Here is a 22,225-nt window from a genome sequence, read left to right as displayed (position 1 = left end):
AACAAAAGAGCCCGAAGACAGCAGAAGGGCGTACCTTCAACCGCTCCCCCGAAACATCAGAAGAACAGCGCAAGATACGCCCCAACTACTACTGAGCAGCAGACCAGTCCAAGAAGCTCTCGGCAAGCGCAGCCCCACCATTGGGGTCACGAGTAATCACTATTACCGTATCGTCACCGGCAATAGTGCCCATAATCGCTTCAAGACCGCCCTGATCAATAGACGAAGCCAAGAACTGCGCAGCACCCGGAGGAGTGCGCAGAACCGTAATATTCGCCGAACCCTCAGCGGTAATCAGCAGCTCCTTGAACAGGGAAATCATACGGGCATCAGGTGCAGTGCCGCCGCCACGACGAGCAGGATAATTCGGCACAGCATAAATCAAGCCGGCGCCTTCATCACGGATGCGCTCAGCGCCAATTTCAACAAGATCACGGGAAAGGGTCGCCTGAGTAACCTTCATACCATCATCGGTCAGGTACTGCGCCAGTTCAGCCTGGGAGCGGACACGTCGGGTCTGCAACAATTCAACGATGCGTGCCTGACGCGCGATCTTGGTCGAGGGGAAAGGCATAATATCTCTTCTTCCTACGGTGCCAATCACGAATTCAGAACGGAGCTGCCCAACGGTGGCGCAGCGCAACATTCTTTACTACCCAAGATAATACATATGCACATAAATATGCGCGCCAAATATGGATTATTCCAAGATATGGGGGAATTTTCAGGGTTTATCTCACCAGCTGTCACACAAAACGCCGCGAATGTAGCGTGTATCTACACATTCGGGCGCATAACCTCGCAATGAATGCATAGCGTGCAAGAACATTGTTGGCTGGTGCGCCGCACCAGTCAAGAGACCTCCGGCAGGCGAACGCAAAAAAGGAGCCCGCCTCCAGCAACACAACGTGCGCCGGAAACAGGCTCCTCAACAAAACGTCAACCGGTCAATCCTCAAGATTCAGAAACGCCTAGCGCTCATCCTCCACCAGACCATCCAGGTCCTCATACTCGACATCGCGCGAACGGCGGTTCAGCCACACAGCAAAACCCAGACCCAGCAGAAGCACCAGCACCGCACCAACAATACTTGCGATACCGGCAAAACGCTCAGCATTCACGCTGTCCTCAGTCACAGGCTTCAACGTGCCCTTCTCAGCGGTGTAGACAACCTCAAGAGTGCCGCCCTTCTCCACCAACAGGCCATCCACCTCACGCGGGAACTCGGAAGGAACATCACCAGTCTGCGAACCACGGAACTCAATCGGAGCACCCGAAGTCACTTGATACTTATCTTTCAGGTTCGACACATAGGTCTTACCATTCAGCGCGTCATCAGCCGGCAAGTTGCCCTTATAACGAGCAACATTGCCCTTCGTAATCAGGTCAGGAGTCAAATCCTGGTAGGTGCCCTGAATGACCCAGCTCTTACCGGCATACTCGGCGTTATTATTCACCGACGCAAAAGCACGGACACCCGCAATAGCCAAAACAATGGAAAGAATAACCGCGACAGCAGCAGAAAGAACCGACAGCCAGTTCACGCCCGGACGGTCATCCAGCTCTTCATCACTCATCGCGAAAAGGGAGGAGTTCTCTTCCTCATCATCGTAATCCTCGTACTCGTCGTACTCGTCGTACTCCTCATATTCAGAATCCTCGTACTCAGAATCCTCAAAGTAGGTTTCTTCGACCTCAGTAGACTGCGACAGCTCATCCTGTTCGCGCGAGTTCTCTCGATTAGCCATTACTCTCTCCCTCACTTCATCTATCTTCTAGGGTACCCATAACCACATGAGTTCACCACTGAAAGCGCTTATCAACGCTTCATAAACCAACCCAACAGGTAAACCCACCACGCAACCCCAAAAGCTACGGGGTGGGAGCCAACAACTCCCACCCCGTCAGCATTAGGCGTTACGCCATAGGGTTAGACCCGGTTAGACACGCGGTTCCGCACCCAGCTGCTCAACAGTCGCAGCCACAGCAGCCTCACGAGCAGCCGACGCCTCATCAGCAGTCAGCGTACGATCCGGCGCGCGGAAACGCAGAGCAAACGCCAAAGACTTCTTCGACTCATCAATACCGACACCGCGGTAATCATCAAAGACGCGGATGTCCTCCAGCAGCTCGCCAGCGCCCTCACGCAGAACACGCTCCACCTCAGAAGCAGGCAGATCGCGGTCCACCAGAAGCGCCACATCCTGAGTAGCAGCCGGGAAAGTCAGCACCGGAGTAGCCTGACGCGCCTCAACACGACCAGCGAACAGCGCCGAGAAATCCAGCTCAAACGCGCAAGTACGCTCAGGCAGGTTCAGCTCCTGCAGAAGCTTCGGGTGCAGCTCACCAGCAAAACCAACACGCTCACCGGCAGCGTTCAGAACTTCAGCCACACGGCCCGGGTGGAACGCAGTGTGCACACCGTTACGGACCTGAATCTCAGCCGAAACAGCGTCAGCAACCAGACGCACAGCATCCAGAGCGTCACGCCAATCGAAAGCGCGCGGAGCGGCACCCGGCATCGCCTCGTGCTCAGTACCTGAAAACAGACCAGCAACGAAAGTGGGCTGCTGCGGAATACCGGCGTTCAGATCAGCCAGAACCTCATCCGAAGGACGAGCACCCAGCGGCGGAATGGACTCTGAACCCAGCTGCTCACCCGGGATGAACACGTGGCCCGCCTCAAAAATAGCCAGGTTCTTGAAACCGCGAGACAGGTTACGCTTCAGAACCTCAACCAGGCCCGGCAGCAGCGAACGGCGCATCCAGCCCTCAGCCGAAGAAATCGGGTTCTCCAGGCGAACCGAAGGAACCTCAGTCACCGGGTTCTCAGGGGTGCTCACCCACGGAGCCGACCACAGGTTGTTCGCATCAGCCGACACGAAGGGGTACGCGAAAACCTCAGTCAGACCCGAAGCCGCCAGCGCGTTCAGCGCACGACGCTTACCCGCCTGCTCCGGAGTGTAACCGCGACCCGCAGGAGCCACCGGCAGAGTCGAGGGGATGTTCTCGTAACCGTCAATACGTGCGATTTCCTCCGTCAGGTCCTCCTTCGCACGCAGGTCAGTACGCCACGACGGGACAGTCACCGCGTAACCAGACTCGGTACGCTCCACCGAGCAGCCAATCTCACGCAGGCAAGACTCAATCTGCTCCGGCGAGTAATCCACGCCAATACGACCAGCAGTGTAATCAGCAGGCAGGTCAATCACGACCGGCTCATAGCCGAGCGACACATCAGTAACACCCGGCTCAACCTGAGCACCAGCCAGCTCAACCAGCAGCTCAACCGCACGCTGAGCGGCAGCAGCCTGAATCTGCGGATCCACGCCACGCTCAAAACGCTTCGAGGACTCAGAAATCAGCTTGTGACGGCGAGCAGTACGAGCCACCGACACCTCATCAAAACGAGCAGACTCCACCAGAATGCGGGTGGTCGAATCGGTCACCTCAGTCGAGGCGCCACCCATCACACCGGCAAGACCAATCACGCCGGAATCATCAGCAATGACAATATCCTCGGGGTGCAGAGTACGCTCAACGCCATCCAGGGTCACCAGCTTCTCACCAGCTACGGCGCGGCGCACCACAATCTCACCCTGAACCTTGTCAGCATCGTAGAAGTGCAGCGGCTGACCGGTCTCCAGCATCACGTAGTTCGAAATATCCACCGGCAGCGACAGCGAGCGCACACCCGCCAGACGCAGACGCGAAGACATCCAGGTCGGAACCGGCGCATCCGCCTTCACACCCGACACCTCACGCATCACGAAACGAGTGCATGCCGGGTTACCGTGAATCGGGGCGTCATCACGCAGAACAACCGGGTGACCGGCGTCGTTAGCCTCCGGGGCGCGCTCGCCGTACGCCAGCACAAAATCCTCGAAGGAAGAACCGGTAGCGTGGCACCACTCGCGAGCAATACCGCGCAGAGAGAACGCGTAACCGCGGTCCGGGGTCACGTTCACCTCGGCAGCCTGATCGTACAGACCCAGCAGCTCCATCGCATCGGTGCCAAGCTCCGGGTCCAGGCCCAGGGTCGAAAGCACCAGGATGCCGCCGTGATCATCGCCAATACCCAGCTCACGAGTCGAAGCAATCATGCCAGCCGACTTGTGACCGTAAGTCTTACGAGCGGTAATCTCAAAACCACCGGGCAGAACAGCGCCGGGCAGGGTCACAACAACCTTGTCGCCGGGTACGAAATTGTGGGCACCACAAATAATGCCCTGAACACCGGAAGGCTCAATGCCCTTACCGGTCAGAGTCTGCTCCTGGCCCTCCGGAACCACACGCACCTGGCACCAGTTCACGGTCTTGCCGTTCGAGTGGGTCTCCGGCTCCATAGAGAGCACCTGACCAACCACAATCGGGCCGGACAGCTCATCAGAGGGGCGGTGAACGTCTTCTTCTTCCAGGCCAACCTTCACCAGGGTCGCCATCAAATCTTCAGCCGAAGCATCCTCGGCTACAGGCACGAACTCGCGCAGCCATGACAGGGGTACACGCATAATTTAGATCTCCATCCCGAACTGCTCAGAGAAACGGATGTCGCCTTCAACCATGTCATGCATGTCAGCGACGTTGTTACGGAACATGAGGGTACGTTCAATACCCATACCGAAGGCGAAGCCCGAGTACTCCTCAGGATCAATACCCGCAGCACGCAGAACATTCGGGTTCACCATGCCGCAGCCGCCCCACTCAATCCACTGCGGGCCACCCTTAGCATTCGGGTGCCACAAATCCAGCTCAGCGGAAGGCTCAGTGAACGGGAAGAAGTTCGGGCGCAGGCGAATCTTAGCGTCCTCACCGAACATGGCGCGTGCCATGTACTCCAGGGTGCCCTTCAGGTCAGCCATCGTCAGGCCCTTATCCACGGCAAGGCCCTCAATCTGGTGGAAGACCGGGGTGTGGGTCGCGTCCAGCTCATCGGTGCGGTACACCTGGCCCGGGCACACAATGTACAGCGGCAAATCACGCGAAAGAAGCGAGCGCATCTGCACCGGCGACGTGTGAGTGCGCAGCAGCAGGTGAGCGTTCTTCGGCTCAACGTAGAAAGTATCCTGCATTTCGCGTGCCGGGTGATCCGGCTTAATGTTCAGAGCGTCAAAGTTGTACCACTCAGACTCCAGCTCCGGGCCGTCAGCAACTTCCCAACCCATACCGACGAAAATATCAGTCAGGCGCTCCTGCATCAGAGCAATCGGGTGGCGGCCGCCCAGGGAACGGCGAGGCGACGCAGCAGAAACATCCACAGCCTCCTCAGCCAGGATGCGAGCCTCACGCTCAGCCTCCAGCTCAGCGGTACGAGCCTCAATAGCCTCAGTCAGGGCTGCACGAGCCTGACCCATCAGCTTACCCACCGGGCCCTTGTGCTGGTTCTGAAGATCACGCATCTGGCGGTTAGCGATGCTCATGATGCCCTTCTCACCGAAGAAGCTCAGGCGCACCTCCTTGAGGCTGTCAAAGTCCTTAGCCTTCTCGCGAATCTCCTGGCGGGCGCGCTCACGCTCAGCCTCAAAAGCCTCACGGATAGCGTCCAAACCGTTCTCGGGGTTCTCCTCCAGAACCTGCGCAATGCGGGCGAGAACCTGAGCCGGGCCGTTAAGACCCTCGTGTTCCTGCACGGAATCGGTCATTGTCACTCTTCTCTGCATACCACCGGCACTATGCCGGCTGGCTCGTTATACACCTTAGGCAGCACCGTCTGCTCTCCCCCGGCTACCCGCACAAGGTGCGGAACAGGGGGAAGGCGACGGGCGCATATCCTATCCATTTTAGACCAGAGAAGGAAGCGTAAACAGCAGAACGCCCGGATAGTCCATCCGGGCGTTCTTAGGTATATAGCCTCAACAACAGTGTTGAAGGGTTGTACTTACTTCAGAGCCTGCTTCACAGCCGGGTCAAAAGAAGCACGAATCCACAGCACGTTCGCAATGAACCATGCCGCGTACAGGGGCACGAAGCCGTAGCGCTGAGCGTCAATAACATTACCAATCAGAGACAGGATCGCCACGAACGCACCCAGAATTGCAAAAATCAGACCGACAGTCAGGCCCAGACGCTTGCCCTTCTGAATCGTGAAGTACACCCAAATGTACACAACCGCAGAAACAACCAGCAGGCCGATACCGCCTGCAACGCCGACCTCCGGCAGACCCTTCAGCGGGGACAGGTTATCCGGTGCGAACGAGGAAATAACACCGTGGATCAAGCAGAGCAGCGCGGAGACAATCATAATCTCCTGCAGACGCAGAATCTTCGGGTGCTTGGTCGGCGAGTGGAACAGAATTCCGCGCGGCTCAGCGCCGCCTTCCTGAATATAAATAGCTTGAGTGTCCGAGGGAACCGCGTCGGAGCGGTAGGCACCCGGATCAAACGGGGGTTGAGCAGTCATCATTGTCTCCCAATACGTATGTGATTTCTCCCTCAATACTACCCGCCTACCGATTGGTTTCCAAAGTATGTATCCGTGTCGAACCCATATATGACAAAATCCCCTCCCCAACAAATACACAAGTCAGAATCACCTGGCGCATAAATCACCCTCAAAATATGAATAAAGGCGGGACTCCCCACAGGGAATCCCGCCTTCACAGTGTCAAAAAAGATAGAGAAAATTTATCCTGTTGCTGCCGCAAACGTGTCACACAACGGCGAATTAGCCTCGCAACGAACTAGCGCAGAGCATTAGGTCAGATCTTGGGTCTACGCCTCGCCAGTGCCAGTGTCCTGCAGCTGCTGCAGGAGCGCTTCCACAATCGGCAAATCCGCCGGAATCCACGGCAAACCCAGCAGGTCATCATACGCCTGCGCGTCATCCTTAGACTTCGGCAACGGCATCCACCGCAGAGCACTGTGATCTTCCAAAGTATCCGGAGTACCCGAAAGAATCTCCGCAAAGAACACGCGCATCGCCAGACGCTCGCTCAGACGCCAGCCCTGCGGGTACGCGCCGGGCACCTCAGCACCCAAACGCGCCTGCACGCCCAGCTCCTCCTTCAGCTCACGCACCAGCGCCTGCTCGCAGCTCTCCCCCGGCTCGACCTTACCGCCCGGGAACTCCCACATGCCGGCAACAGTCTGCGGCTCAGAACGCTGAGCCACCAGCATACGGGTCGGAGCCTCCAAAGAATCAACCACGGCGGCGCCAACCACCTGAACCTCAAACGAGGGCGACACTTCACTCATCTTTCTCTACCTTCTTCTACGCTTTAGAATCCTTCATCGGATGCGCGTCCTCAGCAGCGTGCTCCGATACTTCCTTCTCGGCATCCCCAGTATCCTCAGGCTCAGGAGCTTCCTCCACGCCTTCCTGCCACTCTTCTGCCTCATCATTCATATTCGAGGTCTCTGCTACCTCACGGCGAATATTAGTGCCGTCATTCAGCAGAATCAGCAGGCGGTTACCGTTCTTGAACTCCATGAGGAAGACATCCTCAAGCTCGACCTCAGCGGCACGCAACTGTAGGTACACCCAATCCTCGGTCTTGTGCGCATCCGCGATATCGCGAGTGACCAAGCTACCCTTCACAATCAGAGCAAAGTTCGGCACACCGTCACCCTTACGGATCACGCTCAGCGCACCGTTCGGTTCAATCTGAGCGAACTCAATGTCTTCCAGGTCGTAAATACCCTGCGCACGAAGGTCAGCAATCAGGCGCATCGGATCAAGAACCACATCTGCCTGCTGGAAGCTCTTAATATCGATATCGCCATCCGTAATGACCGGCACGCGCTGCTCACGCACCGCCATATGCAGAAAACGAATCTTCGTGGTCGCCACGTTCAGCAGCTGAATCATGCACAGCGTAAACACCATGTAGATGACAAAGTAGAACAGGCTAATCTGCTTGCTGTACAACACGCCACCGAACACACCACCGATGACAAAGTTACCGATGGTATCAATCGGGGTCTGGTGCCCCGCCTGAGAACGGTGAGTCAGACGCAGGTACACCAAAAGAATGATCAGGCCAACGAAAATCTTTAGCAAACCATCAACGATCATCTCAACGGTCATAACAAAAATCTCCTAGAGCTAGGCCCGGAAAATATCCGGTTCCAGATAAATGATGCGTGCCGCAGGAACAGCCTCGCGAATACGAACCTCAGCCGCGTCAATCTCATCAGCCACAGCGCGGCCGGTGTCGGCATCGTGAATACGAATCTTCGCCGCCACCAGAATCTCCTCGGGACCCAAGTGCACGGTCTTAATGTGGATAATGCGCTCGCTATCGCCATCCTCAATCGCCGCACGAATCTTCGCCAAATCCTCCGGAGAAGCCGCCTCACCCAAAATCAGAGACTTCATCTCCACCGCAAGGAACACGGCAATAAAGACCAGCAGCACGCCAATAGCCAGGGTGCCGAATGCATCCCACAGACCATTACCGGTCAACAGAGTCAGACCCACGCCAAAGAGCGCGAAAATCAGACCCAGCAGCGCACCCGCATCCTCCAGCAGAAGCACCGGAAGCTCCGGGTTCTTCGAAGTACGCAAGAAACGCATCCAGCTCTGCTTGCCCTTCAGATCACGCGACTCCTTCACCGCCACGCGGAACGAATTACCCTCCAGCAGGATCGAACCAACCAGAACAGCCACCGGAACCCACTGCCACTCAGTAATACCGTGCGGGTCATGTAGCTTCTCATAACCCTCATACAGAGCGAACAAGCCACCCAGGGCAAAGATAATAATCGAAACAATAAACGCGTAAATATAGCGGTTACGGCCATAACCAAACGGATGTTCCTCATCAGCCTGCTTCTGCGAAGCGCGACCGCCCAGAAGAAGCAAAAGCTGATTACCCGAGTCAGCCACCGAGTGAATAGCCTCCGCCAACATCGACGAAGAACGAGTCAGCGCAAAAGCCAAAAACTTCAGCACCGCAATACCCAGATTCGCACCCAGCGCGGCAATAATCGCGCCCGAACCCGAATGACCAGAAGGAGCAGACATATTTTCCCTTTCTCAGCCCTAAACTAAAACTCTAAAACCTATGAGGCTAAGGCGGCCCGCCGCTATGCCACAGCCGCGAACCGCCCAAAACCTAGAAAAATCTAGCGAGAAACGCCGCGCTGAGCCATCGCCGAAGCATACAGGCACACAGCAGCAGCCGTACCCACATTCAAAGACTCAGCCGAACCATAGACAGGAACAGCCACGCGCATAGTGGCGGCCGCCTTCTCTTCAGCGTTCAAGCCCTGCGCTTCATTCCCGAAAAGCCACATGGTCGGCTTAGAAAGATCAAAATTACCCTTCACACCGGACGGGGCACTCGCCTCCACACCGGCACGACGAGCCGCCGTGTACTCACTCAGCCCCTGCAGATTCACCGCACCATAACCGTCAGCAGCCAGCACAGCAGTACCCTGAGACTTCACATCCTCCGCGAAATCCTCCAGCTGCACGCCCTGAATAATCGGCACATGGAACAGCGAACCCGCGGTAGAACGCACCGTCTTCGGGTTATACAAATCCACCGAACCCTTAGTCGTAATCACCAGGTCAGCACCGGCCGCATCGGCCACACGAAGAATGGTGCCCGCATTACCCGGATCCTGCACACGAGACAGCACAGCAATCAGCTTCGGGTTCAACGCGCCCTCACCCCACAGCAGCGAGAACGACGCATCCACCATAAAGGAAACCGCAATAATACCCTGCGGGCTCACCGAATCAGCCATCGCCTCCAGCACCTCATCGGTCACCACACGCATAAAGACGCGGCGGCCCTCCTCCGGGGTGGGAGTGCCGTACACCTGCTCCAGCAGCTCAGCAATATCCTCATGACGGTCAAAAGCCGCCTCCGTAACGTAGACAGCATCCAGAATCGGCTTCTTCAGATGCGCCTTCAACGCCTCACGCACAGCCTGCGGGCCTTCCACCAGGAACTGGCCCTTCTTCGTGCGGGCAGCGCGGGTACGCAGCTTCGCAATATCGCGGACACGATCTGCCTGCGGATTGGACATCACAACGGGGGTACTAATACGTTCAAAAAAGTTCACTCTTAAAGGGTACAGGCAAAGGCACACCCCAAAACGCAGAACAGCCACAAGCACAACCCCAGATACGCAGAAAGCGGCCGCCCACACTCAAAAGTGCAGACGGCCGCTCACGACGCTTAAGCCTCCTACCCCGAACCTAGATTTTCGAGGTAAGAACACAACCTAGGCTAATTAAGCCTTGGGAGCCGAGGTGTCCTCGGGCAGGTTGTTCTTAGCAATCTCAACCAGTGCGTTGAAGGCAGCGGGCTCGTTAACAGCCAGCTCAGCCAGCATACGGCGGTCAACCTCAACACCAGCAGCCTTCAGGCCCTGGATGAAGCGGTTGTAGGTCAGGCCCTGTGCGCGGGAAGCAGCGTTAATACGCTGAATCCACAGGCGACGGAAGTCACCCTTCTTCTTACGACGGTGGTCGTAGCTGTAAACCAGCGAGTGAGTGACCTGCTCCTTAGCCTTACGGTACAGGCGAGAACGCTGACCGCGGTAGCCGGATGCACGATCGAGAATAGTACGGCGCTTCTTGTGCGCGTTAACCGCGCGCTTCACACGTGCCACGTGTGTCTCCTTCGTCTTATGTCCTGAACAGCTCACATATCACGCTGAACAGGAGCGAGTCTTTAATCAGTGCGCACCACTATCGGTGCGCCAGGTGCAGAGAGTAAGCGTTGCTTACTTACCCAGCATCTTCTTGACAACCTTTGCCTGGCCGCCGGTAACGATCTGGTCAGAAGCCAGACGACGGGTCAGACGAGAGGACTTGTGCTCCAGGTAGTGGCGACGGTTCGCCTGCTGGCGCTTAACCTTGCCGCTACCGGTGAGCTTGAAGCGCTTCTTAGCACCAGAGTGGGTCTTCTGCTTCGGCATAGCTGCCGTTCTCCTTACATTCATCCCCCGCCACAACGGCGGGGGAGCTTAGTGGGGTTGAGCGATACACGCATCAGCCCCAAGGACCAAAGGTGAGGCACCCCCAACGAGGTGCCTCGGAACCGGCACCGGGTGAACCCGCAACACCCACCCAACGGTGGAGGCGCGTGCCCATCCTAAAGTGACGACCCGGTTCCCTACTCGGCGGAAGCCTGTGCCTTCAACTCGGCAGGCATAGCGTCTGCCAGAGAATTAGTTACGGGCTTCGCCTTGGTCGTGTCAATACGCTCGCGACCCTTGCGACCGCCGGCGCCCTGCTCACGGCGAGCCTCTGCCTTACCGCGAAGCGGAGCCAGAACCATCACCATGTTGCGGCCATCCTGACGGGGGCGAGACTCAACGGTGCTCACCTCAGCCAGTTCAGCCGCCAGACGCTCCAGCAGACGCACACCCATCTCGGGGCGCTGCTGCTCACGACCACGGAACTGAATCATTGCCTTGACCTTGTCACCACCGGAAAGGAAACGACGAGCGTGTCCAACCTTGGTTTCGTAGTCGTGGGTATCAATCTTCAGGCGGAAACGGATCTCCTTCAGAACGGCATTAGCCTGCTTCTTGCGGGATTCACGAGCCTTGATTGCGGCTTCGTACTTGTACTTACCGTAATCCATGAGCTTGCACACGGGCGGCTTCGCGTTCGGGGCAACCTCGACCAGGTCGAGTTCGGCGTCCTCAGCCAGACGCAGAGCGTCCTTCAGAGGGACAACGCCTACCTGCTCGCCACCGGGACCGACAAGACGGACCTCGGGAACGCGGATACGATCGTTAATGCGTGGTTCGCTAATGACTAGCTCCTGTGCTCTGTGGGTTTCCCCGTGAATACTATCCGTTGCGGGAACTAAAAAAGCCCCCGCAGTTACACAAGCGGAGGCACAAACCAGCGTACGCCGAAAGCGGCGGACAAACCCGTTCACCTCAAAACTCGCAAACAAACGCCTGCGGCGGTCAACCGGGTGGGAGGCATGCTCCACTTGCAAACTGCCTACAACCATACCGCAGAATCCCCGACAGACGCAAGGAAATAGACGCAAAACACCATAAAAATTGCGGGGACTCCCCCAGAAAGTCCACAGAAGCACCCACTCTTAAGGACGCATTTACCGAAACAAACGAAATATGAGATTCTAAGACTATGAGCACTGAAAACACGAACTTCCGCTTCACCGCGGAAGAAGAAACCCCCGTACACGGTCACACCGAACTCACCGAAGAGCAGGTCGAAGCCGTCAACGAACAGCTGCGCGACATTGCAGACGTACCCGCCATCGAAATCATCAGCTCCGCAGCCATCCACATGATGAGCGCCGCAGCCGTCAAGTGCGGCCTGGCAGCAGACGAAAACGCCGACGACCTCAAGGACCTCGACGAAGCACGCAAGCTCATCACCGCACTGGCAGGCCTCGTCACCGCCGCAGCACCCGAAATCGGCTCCCAGCACGCAGCACCCCTGCGCGACGGCCTGCGCACCCTGCAGCTCGCCTTCCGCGAAGCATCCCCCTTCCCGGACGAGCCCGGCAAGGGCCCCGGCGAAAAGCTCACCGGCCCAGTCTACTAAACCGTACCCGGTCTATTCACAGCGAAGCCCCGCCTCCCTCGTACTGAGGAAGACGGGGCTTCGTCACATATAAAGCCTATGAGGATAAAAAATCGACGCGGGCTAGATAAGCGGACTAGTGCGAACCGGTAGCTTTAGCGGGAGCCAGCGGCCTCAAGAGCCTGCTCAAAACTAAAGTTGCCCACATACAGCGCCTTACCCAGCACCACGCCCTCCAAACCATGAGGCACCATAGAACGCAGCTTCTCAAGATCAGCCAGCGACGCCACACCACCGGACGCCACCACCCGACAAGCAGTTTGAGCCAGTACCTCATCCAGCAGCTCCGCACCGGGACCCGCCAGAGAACCATCCTTGCTCACATCCGTGACGATATAGCGGCGCACACCCGCGCCTTCCAGCCACGCCAGCGCCTCCGCCAGGTCAGGACCCGACCAGTCGGTACCGCGAGCCACCGTCACCCAGCCCCGCTCAGGGTTGTAGCGAGCGTCGAGCCCCAGGGCCAGAAGATCAGAATCTGCGTAACGAGCCAGGGTGCTTTCAAGCCAGGAAGAATCCGCCAGAGCCGCACTGGTCACGTTCACACGATCCGGGTTCAGGCTCAGGGCGCGCTCCAGACTCTCAGCATTACGCACACCGCCGCTGACCTGAATACGAACCGGAGCGGAGTCGCGGGCATTCTCGGCACGGACGGCGGCAACTACCTCGGACAGAACCTCAGTATTCGTGCCGCGACCAAATGCCAAATCAAGGTCAACCAGGTGAATCCAGCGAGCACCAGCCTTCACCCAGGTCAGAGCCGCCTCAACAGGGTCGAGGCGCTGCTCACCACCGGACAGGGTGCCACCCACCGGGCGCACCGCGTAGCCTTCAGAAATATCAACAGCGGGCAGAAGTTCAAGAACGGGTGCAGACATTAGTTACCTCCCGCAGCAGTAGAGGAGTCGTCAGAAGACAGGCGACCGGTCACCGCCAGGGACGCAACCCAGCGGCGCATAAACTCTGCGCCCAGTTCACCAGAGCCCACAGGGCAGAACTGCACCGCCGTCAGCGGACCGTTCTCAACCGCCGCGATATAGGCGGGCTCGGTGACAGTCCAAGTCACTGCCGGAGGGGCAATATATTCAATGCTCTGATCAAAAGCCCACTCAAAAACGCCGTGCTCAGATTTGAAGTGAGCCTCGCCCTCAAGATCCTTGAGCAGCGCACTATCGGAGGAAGAACGCAGGGCAGAAACACCGGGCACCAGGTCGCGGGTAGAAAGTTCCACGCTCTCACCGGGCCACTCCCCCATGCACTGCACCTGAACCTGCCCCATCTGCGGATGCTCCACCGTAACCGAATCGAAGAGGCAGCTCAGCGCCGCACCGGCAACCAGCACCGGACGACCACCAGCAACACGGCGACCAATCACGCGCTCAGCGTCCTTAGCTTTCAGATCTTCATACGCCTCAAGAGAGCTCGCACCGCCAGTAACCACCATGCCGTCAGCCTCACGCAGCTGATCGGGCACGGTAGTGACGATAACGTCCGCCCCCGCATCCTGAAGAAGCTTCACCAGGGCGCCACGAGTTCCGGGTTCCCCCAAAACGGCAACCACAGGACGGGCGGTCTGAGCGCTCTGTACAGATTCAGTTTCCTGTACAGATTCAGTTTCGACGGGTGTGGGTTCAACGGGAACAGGCATCGGTGCGCTCCTATTTCATAGGCTCAAGAATTCGGCTCAAGCGCTCTAGCTTGATAGATAGAGGATTCGGAGTCAAGACATCAACTTCATGCAGAAGCCAACCACACACGGGCCCATGCTTAGCGCTGAGGCTGAGGAATTTCCAGACGCTGACCGGCATCAACAGAGGTGCTGGTCAACGAGTTCAACTCCATAATACGAACCACAGTATCACGGGTGTCACCGTGCGGATCCACCGCCTGAGCAATATCCCACAGGGTCTCGCCGTGCTTGACCACAACGACGGTTCGAGCCACCGAGGCGTTCTCCACGGAAGCAGAAGCCGCCGGGCCAAAGAAGCTAATAGCACCGAGCACAATCAGCGCCGCCAAAGTCAGCAGAGGCAGGCCCTTCAAGAAACCGCGCGGAGTACCAAGACGACGAATAGAACCGGGAACCGAGCGCAGAAGCTCGCCCCCCTTAGCAAGAAGAACGCTCTTCGCACTAGGTGCCTGCACATCAGAAGCAGCCTGTACCTCAGAAACTACAGGGCGAACCTGCGCAGGTGCCTGGGCAGAAGTAGCGGGAGCGTGGGCGGGCTGAGCCACCTGCGCGGGACGGGGTGCATGAGCCGCACGAGAACGCCCCTGCACGGTGCGGGCAGACACGGTGCGGACGGACGCGGTGCGGGCGGGGTGAAGTACCACCAAACCTGCCGGAAGGTGTGCAGAAGTGCCATGAGAAGCAATAGGTGCTGCAGTAGTCATTGTGGTTCCTTTCTCTCAGCTCGCCCCGGGGTTGCCCCGCGGGTCTAGCAATGCCGAGCGATACCCGCTCGGAGGTCCTAGTTGAGTGATAACTATGGAGTGGTGATTGTTAGGCGATAACTATTGGGTAGCTATTCTCTAGTTAGGTCAGAGCGTCGGGTGCACCGGGCTGCGCTGGGTCGCCCCAGCACCCCATCCCCTGCGCTCTCTCTTCGCCAGATGCTCGCTAGAGCATCCGGGGTAGATCATGCGAAGAGAGAGGCAGAGGATTCGAATACATTCGAACACTCATTCACTCTCCTCTCCTGGAAGACTCCGGGTCGAATCTTCGAATATTCTTCGAACATCCACCCGTAAATCCTGAATTTCAGGAGAGATTCAAGAGTATATACGAACTCTTGTTCTAAAGTCTAGCAGAGATGTACTAAAAATTTCTTCGAGTTTCGAAGAAAAAATCTAGAATATTTGTTTGAGTTTTTCGGTGTAGTGTTCTACACTGGTGTCAAGAGACGTTCCACACGCTCCTGATGAGTCCTACTCACAGCAGGTTTCTGTACCCGCTACAGCTTGGTTCTGTATCGAATGCAGGTGCTGCTGACTGAGTTTTATAGGGCGGAGGCGCATACTCGTTGCCTGCATATCGCTCCGGCACGGATAGAATTCCTCCACCCCCTGACGAGATAAGACCCATTTCGGCAGAACCCAAAAAATTTTAGACCTCCACCAGAAAACGTGTGAAGCACCCATCCGTGCCCCGACCGGAATACAAAGGCCGGAGTACAGACCGAAGGAAAAGAAATGGCAACAGCACCCCGTCCGGCGCTGACCGCGCGCCAGCAGAAGATTCTTGACGCGATCCGCACCGAGATTGAGCAGAAGGGTTACCCGCCGTCCATGCGCCAGATTGGTGACATGGTGGGTCTTGCGTCCCTGTCCTCGGTCACCCATCAGCTCGGTCGCCTCGAGACTATGGGCTATATTCGCCGCGATCCCAAGCTCCCCCGCGCCATTGAGGTGCTGGATGAGAACGGCGTCGGTATCCACGGTAGCTCCTCCTCGTCCCTGCCCGAGTTGCCGAACTTCGAAGTCGGCGATGAAGACCTCGTCCCCGTTCCCCTGGTTGGACGAATTGCAGCGGGCGGCCCCATTACCGCCGAGCAGTCCGTGGAGGATGTGCTCGCCCTGCCCCGCCAGTTGGTCGGTAGCGGCAAGCTGTTCATGCTCAAGGTCAAGGGCGATTCCATGATTGACGCCGCAATCTGCGATGGCGACTGGGTGGTTGTCCGCGAGCAGCACACCGCAGACAACGGCGATATCGTAGCTGCGCTGCTCGATGATGAAGCAACCGTGAAGGTGTTCCGTCAGGTCGACGGCCACACCTGGCTCATGCCGCGCAACTCCAACTACGAGCCGATTATGGGCGACCGCGCAACCGTCATGGGTAAGGTCGTCTCCGTGCTGCGCAGTCTCTAGACAGCACAGCTTCTAAAAGACATAACCGCGAGGCTTTTAGCTCTATATAGAAATCACCCCGGTGATACGTGAACGTTCACGTATCATCGGGGTGATTTATATATTTCCAAAGCGGATATCTCCAAAGCGGAGGGCCGGCGCCGCCAGGAATGGAGCCTGCCCGAGCTAACGCTCAATACTCGCCGAAAGACGAGCCAGCGCGCCAATTACGGCTGCCTTATTCTGGGTCGACCACATCGGCGGCATAGCCTTCATCAAGAAACCGCCGTAACGCTTGGTTGCTACACGAGAATCCAGCACAGCCACCACGCCGCGGTCAGACACCGAACGGATTAGGCGACCGGCGCCCTGCGCCATACGAATCGCCGCGTGGTGAGCAGAAACCGCCATAAAGCCGTTACCGCGGTGACGGTTCACCGCCTCCGTACGAGCCTGCGCAATCGGGTCATCCGGGCGCGGGAACGGGATGCGGTCCATCACCACCAGGCGGCAAGAGTCACCGGGAACGTCCACGCCCTGCCACAGGCTCATCGTGCCGAACAGGCACGAATCGACGTCCTCGCTGAACTCCTCCACCAGAGCCTTGAGCGAAGACTCGCCCTGCAGAAGAATGTTCAGGTCGCTGTGCTCACGCATGTATTCGGCGGCACGCTCGGCGGCACGCTTCGAGGAGAACAGGCCCAGGGCGCCTCCTTCCGAGGCCTCGCACAGCTCACGCAGACGCTCCAGCTGACCCTCATGCACACCGAATCCCGGAGGTTTCAAATCTCCGGCAACGTACATGATGCCCTGCTTGCGGTAGTCGAAAGGCGAACCTACGTCGATGCTCGTCCAGCGAGGCGCGCCCTCGCCCTGCAGTCCCAGGGCACCGGCGGCAACGTCAAAAGAGTCACCCACCGTCAGGGTCGCACTCGTCAGAATCACGGTGCGGTCAGCGAACAGGCCGTCACGTAGCTGTAGGCCAACGCTCAACGGGGCGATGTTCAGGGTCGCCGGGTCGGTATCGGAAGCAGCCACATAGCGGCCGTTCTCCCAACCACCCTGACGAGAAATCCACAGCACGTCCTGCTCGCCCGAAGCCTCCAGAATGCGGCTACTCATATCGTGCACTTCAGAGACACGCGAGCGCGCCATCTGCAGGCCGGCGTCAACATCCTGACCGTCCGGTTTCGTATCGGACAGGGCGGTGCGGGCGGCATCATTGACCGCAGAAATAGCGGTCAAAAGGCGACCGTCCAGGCCCTTCAGCAGGCCCTCGGCAAGACCCTCAAACGCGGTCTCCAGGGTGCCGGCAGCCATTTCCAGTGCGCCGGAATCAGCCTTCGAATGCTTCTTCACGCTACGCGCCGCACGGCGAACCATCGCAACCGTCAAAGAACCAGACACGGCACCTGTCACGCGGTCCACCAGCTCATGAGCCTCATCAATAATGACCGTCTCATGTTCGGGCAGAACCTTCATGCCCTCGAAAGCGTTAATCGCCAGCAGGGCGTGGTTCGTGATGACGATATCAGCCTCAGCGGCACGGCTACGCGCCATCTCGCTAAAGCACTCTTCCACCAGCGGGCAGCGGCGGCCCAGACACTCGGCGGCACTGACCGACACCTGAGCCCAGGCACGGTCAGAGACGCCGGGCTTCAACTCGTCACGGTCGCCGGTCTCAGTGCGGTCAGCCCACTCGCGCAGGCGCACCACTTCCTCACCCACGCGGGAGGTCGAAGAAGGCATGTCAAAGAGAGCATCTGGCTCGTCTTCTGGGTAGCCGCCCTCCAGCTTGTGCAGGCAGAGGTAGTTATTACGGCCCTTGAGCAGAGCCACCTGCGCCTGCGACTCCGGGCGTGGCTCCAGCGCTTGTAGAAGACGCGGAATATCGCGGTTCACGATCTGCGCCTGCAGGGCAAGAGTCGCCGTCGCAACCACAATCGGCTGGTCCGACTCCCCCACCCGCGCCAGGGCAGGCACCAGGTAGCCCAGGGACTTACCGGTACCGGTACCCGCCTGGACCAGCAGGTGACGCTGCAGTTCAAGAGCCTGCGCCACATGCGCCACCATGGTGCGCTGACCGGCACGATTCTGACCGCCAGTGGCGGCAACCGCCTCATCCAGCAGGGTCAGGGCATCCTTCGCACCAGGCAGGGTCTCAAGCTCCTGCCCGGTGAATCGGGTGCCGTCGGTCGCCGATCCGGGCACAGTTCCCGGGACGTTTTTGGGCGCGTTGATGCTCTCGGTCACGCTCATCCGCCCCTAGAGAGCCTCGGAGGTAGAGGACTGTTCGGATTCAGAAGCGGTCGCTTCAGCCAGGGCGTGCGCCTCCGCAAGTTCCTCTTCCAGAACCTCCAGCAGGTCGCCCTCCAGCACATACTCGGACAGTTCGGAGGCGACATCCTCACGGACCAGAGCCACCACGAAGGTGCCGTCCGATACGAAATCGGTGCTCTTAATTTCGGCATCCCACTCGTGCAGGCGCGAAATAATCTCACCGTGCGAGTACGGAATCAGCAGCTTCACCTCAATGGAGGGGCGCGGAATAGTGTCCGCAATCTTCTGCTTCAGCTCCTCGATGCCCTCACCGGTACGCGCCGAAACAATCACGTGCTCCGGCTCGCGCTGGCGCATACGCTCCAGTACGAACGGGTCGGCGGCATCCGCCTTATTCAGCACAATGATCTCGGGGATATGGCGGGCGTCAACCTCCGCGATGACCTCGCGGACAGCACGAATCTGCCCCTCCGGGTCCGGGTGCGAAGCATCCACCACGTGCAGGATGACGTCAGCATCAGCAACCTCTTCCAGGGTGGAGCGGAATGCCTCCACCAGCTGGGTCGGCAGCGAACGTACGAACCCCACCGTGTCAGAGAGGGTGTAGCCGATACCGTCCGGGGTCTGAGCCTTACGGACGGTCGGGTCCAGGGTCGCAAACAGGGCGTTCTCTACGAGCACGCCGGCATCGGTCAGACGGTTCAGCAGGGAGGACTTACCCGCGTTCGTGTACCCGGCAATAGCCACCGAAGGCACGCGGTTACGGCGACGGTTCAGACGCTTCGTCTCACGCGCCGGCGCCATCGCAGCAATCTCACGCTTAAGCTTCGCCATGCGAGCGCGCAGGCGGCGGCGGTCCATCTCAATCTTGGTTTCACCGGGACCACGCGAACCGATACCCTCACCGGCTGCGGCACGGCCACCCGCCTGACGGGACAGGGACGCACCCCAACCACGCAGACGCGGCAGCATGTACTCCAGCTGAGCCAGCTCAACCTGCGCCTTACCCTCGCGGGACTTAGCGTGCTGAGCGAAAATGTCGAGAATCAGGGCGGTGCGGTCAATGACCTTGACCTTCACAATGTCTTCGAGGGCACGACGCTGCGAGGGAGCCAGTTCCGAGTCGACGATGACGGTATCGGCACCGGTCGCCTCGACAATGTCCTTGAGCTCCAGTGCCTTACCGGAGCCAAGGAAGGTGCCGGGGTCCGGCTTGAGGCGGCGCTGAACCAGGCCGTCCAGAACCTCGGAACCTGCGGTTTCAGCCAGTGCCGCGAGCTCGCGCAGGGAGTTCTCTGCGTCCTCTACGGTGCCTTCAGTCCACAGACCAGCCAGCACCACGCGTTCCAGGCGCAGCTGGCGGTACTCGACCTCGGTGACGTCTTCAAGTTCGGTGGAGAGGTTCGCGATACGGCGCAGTGCGCGGCGCTCAGCGAGATCTTCCTGGTCACCGTCATATTCGGAGTGCTCGCGCTGAACGTCAGAAATTTCACGCGCACGAGTATCCAGCACACGGCGGCTATTGTTGCCGTGGGTGCTGGAAGAATTATCGCTGTGATGCGCGGTACCGGCAGCGTCATAAGTAGTGACGGAGGCGGCGGCCTGGGAGCGGCCCAGAACGCGGTCTACGGTGCGGCGCAGCTGCTCATCACTGGGCAGCTTTTCGGTATCAGATACGGGGGTGTTCTTAGAATTCATACGACTATAATTCTACCGCCGTTGCCCGCATCGGGTAGGGGGTTCGGTCGCCTGTGCGCTCAGGGCGTGCAAGCTACCGACCCGCCCCGTACATTCTCTGCCCGTGTGCGGCGGGTTCTTGCCCTACCGGTACACTGGATAGCATGAGCGAGCAGCATTATTTCTCTGAAACCCCCGAGACCGAATTCAAGCCCCGCCCCGTGCAGGTGGAGCTTGCCGGCCGCAAGGTCACCGTCACCACAGCTAACGGCATTTTCAGCCCCTCCGGTATTGATAAGGGCACCGCTATTTTGCTGCAGGAAGCACCCGACCCGCAGGGCGAACGCATGCTCGACATCGGCTGCGGTTGGGGCCCCATTACCCTGACGCTGGCGATGCTCGCACCGGACGCGCAGGTGCACGCGGTGGATGTGAACTCCCGCTCCATTAGCCTGACCGAACGCAACGCCGCCGCTCTCGGCCTGTCCAACGTCACCGTGGGAACCCCCGAATCGGTTGACCCCGGACTGCGTTTTGACACCATCTGGTCGAACCCGCCGATTCGCGTGGGCAAGGAGGTTCTGCACGAGATTCTGCTGACTTGGCTGCCTCGCCTGGCGCCCGGCGGTGACGCCTACCTGGTGGTCCAGAAGAACCTGGGCTCCGATTCTTTGCAGAAGTGGATGGACGCGCAGCTTGGACAGCTGCACCCCGGCGAGTTTGAGGTGTCGCGCTATGCGACCTCGAAGGGCTTCCGTATTCTGCAGGTACACCGCTACGAGGACTAAAACCTCTGGCGCTAAATCCTCTGGCGCTAATTGCTTAAAATATAAAAGCGGCGGGTGTTTTCTGAATGTGTTATCAGAAAACATCCGCCGCTTTTCTCTATAAAATCTCTGGTCTAGGGCTGCCCGCTATTGCAGCCGACTATCGCAGCACGACGGTTGCAACCATCTGCGCCGGACCAGCCAGAACAACATGCTCCAGGTCGTCCGGGCCCAGCACGAAAGTCACCGCGAGGGTACCGCCGGGCACATGCACCAGCCACTCATCCGGTGCTTCCTCGCCGCCCCAGAAACGGGTCGCCGCAGCCGCCGCACACGCACCGGTACCGCACGACAGAGTCTCGCCCACGCCGCGTTCGTGCACGCGCATACGGATAGCGCCCACATGCGCGCCGCTCTCAACGTCCAGGTCGACCGGCACCACAAACTCAACGTTCGTGCCGTTGACCGGGGCGGGGTTCACCTGAGGCAGGCTGTGCAGGTCCAGGCCGTCCAGCTTACCGTCGGAGCCGAGCATCACCACGGTGTGCGGGTTACCCATCGAAATGGACAGGCCAGCACGCGGAGTCTTCAGGCCGCGAGCAGACACCAGGCAGTCCTCGCCACCCTCGCGGGCAGCCTCACCGTGAATGAAGCTCCACGGACCCATATCAATCGCGTAACCCTCTTCGGTGCGCGCCACAGTCTTCACACCGGCACGGGTACCAATCTTGACGGTCTCGCCCACCTCAAGCTCAATCAGGCCCTCAGTGCGCAGGTACTCCACGAACGCGCGCACACCGTTGCCGCACATTTCAGCGATAGAGCCGTCACCGTTGCGGTAGTCCATGAACCAGACAGCGTCCGGGTGCTCCTCGAGCAGCTTCTGACCCGCGCGGGAGGCGGTGCTGCGGGCAGCGCGAATGAAGCCGTCCGCGCCAATGCCGAAGTGTCGGTCGCAGGCACGGGCTACCAGCTCGGGGGTGAGGGCAATTTCTGCGTTCTCGTCCGTCAGAAAGATGAAGTCGTTACCGGTGCCGTGACCCTTGGTGAGGGTCAGGCCTGCCAGCTCGCCCCAGATGGAAGGGTTCTCGCTCATATGCTGTCCTTAAGGTTGGTGACCTGTCCG

The 22,225-nt window shown here is 58.8% G+C and carries 21 protein-coding genes; 3 read left to right on the top strand and 18 right to left on the bottom strand.

The genetic code is table 11. The annotated features are described in order from the left end of the window. Positions 1 to 88: 88 nt before the first annotated feature. From HMPREF2999_RS05435 to infC, 12 genes are all read right to left on the bottom strand, one after another. Positions 89 to 574, bottom strand: a complete 486-nt coding sequence (locus tag HMPREF2999_RS05435) for an arginine repressor (protein WP_005507137.1) — start codon at positions 572 to 574, stop codon at positions 89 to 91. 397 nt (positions 575 to 971) lie between these two features. Continuing rightward, positions 972 to 1,748, bottom strand: a complete 777-nt coding sequence (locus HMPREF2999_RS05430) for a hypothetical protein (RefSeq protein WP_070674031.1) — start codon at positions 1,746 to 1,748, stop codon at positions 972 to 974. Between the two features lie 192 nt (positions 1,749 to 1,940). Further along, on the bottom strand, positions 1,941 to 4,511 hold the full coding sequence (gene pheT, locus HMPREF2999_RS05425) for a phenylalanine--tRNA ligase subunit beta (RefSeq protein WP_070674034.1): 2,571 nt from the start codon (positions 4,509 to 4,511) through the stop codon (positions 1,941 to 1,943). Positions 4,512 to 4,514: 3 nt separating this feature from the next. Next, entirely contained in the window at positions 4,515 to 5,642 is a 1,128-nt protein-coding gene (gene pheS / locus HMPREF2999_RS05420) for a phenylalanine--tRNA ligase subunit alpha (protein WP_070594156.1), read from the bottom strand. 236 nt (positions 5,643 to 5,878) lie between these two features. After that, positions 5,879 to 6,400, bottom strand: a complete 522-nt coding sequence (locus HMPREF2999_RS05415; RefSeq protein ID WP_049352677.1) for a hypothetical protein — start codon at positions 6,398 to 6,400, stop codon at positions 5,879 to 5,881. A 311-nt stretch (positions 6,401 to 6,711) separates the two neighbouring features. Continuing rightward, positions 6,712 to 7,194, bottom strand: a complete 483-nt coding sequence (locus HMPREF2999_RS05410; protein WP_070674036.1) for a (deoxy)nucleoside triphosphate pyrophosphohydrolase — start codon at positions 7,192 to 7,194, stop codon at positions 6,712 to 6,714. A 16-nt stretch (positions 7,195 to 7,210) separates the two neighbouring features. Beyond that, positions 7,211 to 8,026, bottom strand: coding sequence for a DUF421 domain-containing protein (locus HMPREF2999_RS05405; protein ID WP_070674039.1), 816 nt, complete (start codon positions 8,024 to 8,026; stop codon positions 7,211 to 7,213). 18 nt (positions 8,027 to 8,044) lie between these two features. Continuing rightward, positions 8,045 to 8,965 (bottom strand): cation diffusion facilitator family transporter, encoded by a 921-nt coding sequence (locus tag HMPREF2999_RS05400; protein ID WP_005507873.1) that lies wholly within the window; start codon positions 8,963 to 8,965, stop codon positions 8,045 to 8,047. A 101-nt stretch (positions 8,966 to 9,066) separates the two neighbouring features. Continuing rightward, entirely contained in the window at positions 9,067 to 10,068 is a 1,002-nt protein-coding gene (locus HMPREF2999_RS05395; RefSeq protein ID WP_070674041.1) for a TrmH family RNA methyltransferase, read from the bottom strand. 117 nt (positions 10,069 to 10,185) lie between these two features. Next, positions 10,186 to 10,566 carry a 50S ribosomal protein L20 gene (gene rplT / locus HMPREF2999_RS05390; RefSeq protein WP_005507127.1) on the bottom strand — a complete coding sequence of 127 codons (381 nt, stop codon included), beginning with the start codon at positions 10,564 to 10,566 and terminating at the stop codon, positions 10,186 to 10,188. A gap of 114 nt (positions 10,567 to 10,680) precedes the next feature. Then, positions 10,681 to 10,875, bottom strand: coding sequence for a 50S ribosomal protein L35 (gene rpmI / locus HMPREF2999_RS05385; protein WP_004006287.1), 195 nt, complete (start codon positions 10,873 to 10,875; stop codon positions 10,681 to 10,683). A gap of 197 nt (positions 10,876 to 11,072) precedes the next feature. Next, positions 11,073 to 11,927 (bottom strand): translation initiation factor IF-3, encoded by an 855-nt coding sequence (infC, locus tag HMPREF2999_RS05380; protein ID WP_371325959.1) that lies wholly within the window; start codon positions 11,925 to 11,927, stop codon positions 11,073 to 11,075. A 140-nt stretch (positions 11,928 to 12,067) separates the two neighbouring features. Between infC and HMPREF2999_RS05375 the strand changes: the two genes are divergently transcribed. Continuing rightward, positions 12,068 to 12,490, top strand: coding sequence for a DUF1844 domain-containing protein (locus HMPREF2999_RS05375; RefSeq protein WP_005507125.1), 423 nt, complete (start codon positions 12,068 to 12,070; stop codon positions 12,488 to 12,490). 134 nt (positions 12,491 to 12,624) lie between these two features. Here the strand turns inward: HMPREF2999_RS05375 and HMPREF2999_RS05370 are convergent, their stop codons facing one another. The 3 genes from HMPREF2999_RS05370 to HMPREF2999_RS09300 all read right to left on the bottom strand — a co-directional run bounded on the left by HMPREF2999_RS05370 (position 12,625) and on the right by HMPREF2999_RS09300 (position 14,923). Continuing rightward, positions 12,625 to 13,407, bottom strand: a complete 783-nt coding sequence (locus tag HMPREF2999_RS05370) for a HisA/HisF-related TIM barrel protein (RefSeq protein ID WP_070674044.1) — start codon at positions 13,405 to 13,407, stop codon at positions 12,625 to 12,627. Beyond that, complete coding sequence (locus HMPREF2999_RS05365) at positions 13,407 to 14,177, bottom strand: type 1 glutamine amidotransferase family protein (RefSeq protein WP_083315051.1); 771 nt, start codon at positions 14,175 to 14,177, stop codon at positions 13,407 to 13,409. Before HMPREF2999_RS05365 ends, HMPREF2999_RS05370 begins: the two co-directional genes overlap by 1 nt. A 119-nt stretch (positions 14,178 to 14,296) precedes the next feature. Beyond that, positions 14,297 to 14,923: a LysM peptidoglycan-binding domain-containing protein gene (locus HMPREF2999_RS09300; protein ID WP_083315052.1), complete on the bottom strand. Its 627-nt coding sequence runs from the start codon at positions 14,921 to 14,923 to the stop codon at positions 14,297 to 14,299. Between the two features lie 798 nt (positions 14,924 to 15,721). Between HMPREF2999_RS09300 and lexA the strand changes: the two genes are divergently transcribed. Continuing rightward, a complete protein-coding gene (gene lexA, locus HMPREF2999_RS05355; RefSeq protein WP_070674047.1) occupies positions 15,722 to 16,396 on the top strand; it encodes a transcriptional repressor LexA in 675 nt (224 codons plus the stop codon). A gap of 165 nt (positions 16,397 to 16,561) precedes the next feature. Here the strand turns inward: lexA and HMPREF2999_RS05350 are convergent, their stop codons facing one another. Beyond that, positions 16,562 to 18,634, bottom strand: coding sequence for an ATP-dependent DNA helicase (locus HMPREF2999_RS05350; protein WP_070674050.1), 2,073 nt, complete (start codon positions 18,632 to 18,634; stop codon positions 16,562 to 16,564). A gap of 6 nt (positions 18,635 to 18,640) precedes the next feature. Next, positions 18,641 to 20,353 carry a GTPase HflX gene (hflX, locus tag HMPREF2999_RS05345; protein ID WP_070674053.1) on the bottom strand — a complete coding sequence of 571 codons (1,713 nt, stop codon included), beginning with the start codon at positions 20,351 to 20,353 and terminating at the stop codon, positions 18,641 to 18,643. A 143-nt stretch (positions 20,354 to 20,496) separates the two neighbouring features. On the opposite strand from hflX, the gene HMPREF2999_RS05340 reads away from it, so the two are divergent. Beyond that, positions 20,497 to 21,120, top strand: a complete 624-nt coding sequence (locus HMPREF2999_RS05340; protein ID WP_070674056.1) for a class I SAM-dependent methyltransferase — start codon at positions 20,497 to 20,499, stop codon at positions 21,118 to 21,120. A gap of 139 nt (positions 21,121 to 21,259) precedes the next feature. Here the strand turns inward: HMPREF2999_RS05340 and dapF are convergent, their stop codons facing one another. Beyond that, complete coding sequence (gene dapF / locus HMPREF2999_RS05335; RefSeq protein ID WP_049359377.1) at positions 21,260 to 22,195, bottom strand: diaminopimelate epimerase; 936 nt, start codon at positions 22,193 to 22,195, stop codon at positions 21,260 to 21,262. Between the last annotated feature and the right edge of the window lie 30 nt (positions 22,196 to 22,225).

The sequence above is a fragment of the Rothia sp. HMSC066H02 genome, assembly GCF_001814995.1.
GTDB lineage: Bacteria > Actinomycetota > Actinomycetes > Actinomycetales > Micrococcaceae > Rothia > Rothia mucilaginosa.
This window is presented reverse-complemented; position numbering and strand designations above follow the sequence as displayed.

What these genes read in the sequence shown, in the direction of transcription:
- HMPREF2999_RS05435 (WP_005507137.1), bottom strand. Translation starts at nt 574, where the DNA reads ATGCCTTTCCCCTCGACCAAGATCGCGCGTCAGGCACGCATCGTTGAA.
- HMPREF2999_RS05430 (WP_070674031.1), bottom strand. Translation starts at nt 1,748, where the DNA reads ATGGCTAATCGAGAGAACTCGCGCGAACAGGATGAGCTGTCGCAGTCT.
- pheT (WP_070674034.1), bottom strand. Translation starts at nt 4,511, where the DNA reads ATGCGTGTACCCCTGTCATGGCTGCGCGAGTTCGTGCCTGTAGCCGAG.
- pheS (WP_070594156.1), bottom strand. Translation starts at nt 5,642, where the DNA reads ATGACCGATTCCGTGCAGGAACACGAGGGTCTTAACGGCCCGGCTCAG.
- HMPREF2999_RS05415 (WP_049352677.1), bottom strand. Translation starts at nt 6,400, where the DNA reads ATGACTGCTCAACCCCCGTTTGATCCGGGTGCCTACCGCTCCGACGCG.
- HMPREF2999_RS05410 (WP_070674036.1), bottom strand. Translation starts at nt 7,194, where the DNA reads ATGAGTGAAGTGTCGCCCTCGTTTGAGGTTCAGGTGGTTGGCGCCGCC.
- HMPREF2999_RS05405 (WP_070674039.1), bottom strand. Translation starts at nt 8,026, where the DNA reads ATGACCGTTGAGATGATCGTTGATGGTTTGCTAAAGATTTTCGTTGGC.
- HMPREF2999_RS05400 (WP_005507873.1), bottom strand. Translation starts at nt 8,965, where the DNA reads ATGTCTGCTCCTTCTGGTCATTCGGGTTCGGGCGCGATTATTGCCGCG.
- rpmI (WP_004006287.1), bottom strand. Translation starts at nt 10,875, where the DNA reads ATGCCGAAGCAGAAGACCCACTCTGGTGCTAAGAAGCGCTTCAAGCTC.
- infC (WP_371325959.1), bottom strand. Translation starts at nt 11,927, where the DNA reads ATGGTTGTAGGCAGTTTGCAAGTGGAGCATGCCTCCCACCCGGTTGAC.
- HMPREF2999_RS05375 (WP_005507125.1), top strand. Translation starts at nt 12,068, where the DNA reads ATGAGCACTGAAAACACGAACTTCCGCTTCACCGCGGAAGAAGAAACC.
- HMPREF2999_RS05370 (WP_070674044.1), bottom strand. Translation starts at nt 13,407, where the DNA reads ATGTCTGCACCCGTTCTTGAACTTCTGCCCGCTGTTGATATTTCTGAA.
- HMPREF2999_RS05365 (WP_083315051.1), bottom strand. Translation starts at nt 14,177, where the DNA reads ATGCCTGTTCCCGTTGAACCCACACCCGTCGAAACTGAATCTGTACAG.
- HMPREF2999_RS09300 (WP_083315052.1), bottom strand. Translation starts at nt 14,923, where the DNA reads ATGACTACTGCAGCACCTATTGCTTCTCATGGCACTTCTGCACACCTT.
- lexA (WP_070674047.1), top strand. Translation starts at nt 15,722, where the DNA reads ATGGCAACAGCACCCCGTCCGGCGCTGACCGCGCGCCAGCAGAAGATT.
- HMPREF2999_RS05350 (WP_070674050.1), bottom strand. Translation starts at nt 18,634, where the DNA reads ATGAGCGTGACCGAGAGCATCAACGCGCCCAAAAACGTCCCGGGAACT.
- hflX (WP_070674053.1), bottom strand. Translation starts at nt 20,353, where the DNA reads ATGAATTCTAAGAACACCCCCGTATCTGATACCGAAAAGCTGCCCAGT.
- HMPREF2999_RS05340 (WP_070674056.1), top strand. Translation starts at nt 20,497, where the DNA reads ATGAGCGAGCAGCATTATTTCTCTGAAACCCCCGAGACCGAATTCAAG.
- dapF (WP_049359377.1), bottom strand. Translation starts at nt 22,195, where the DNA reads ATGAGCGAGAACCCTTCCATCTGGGGCGAGCTGGCAGGCCTGACCCTC.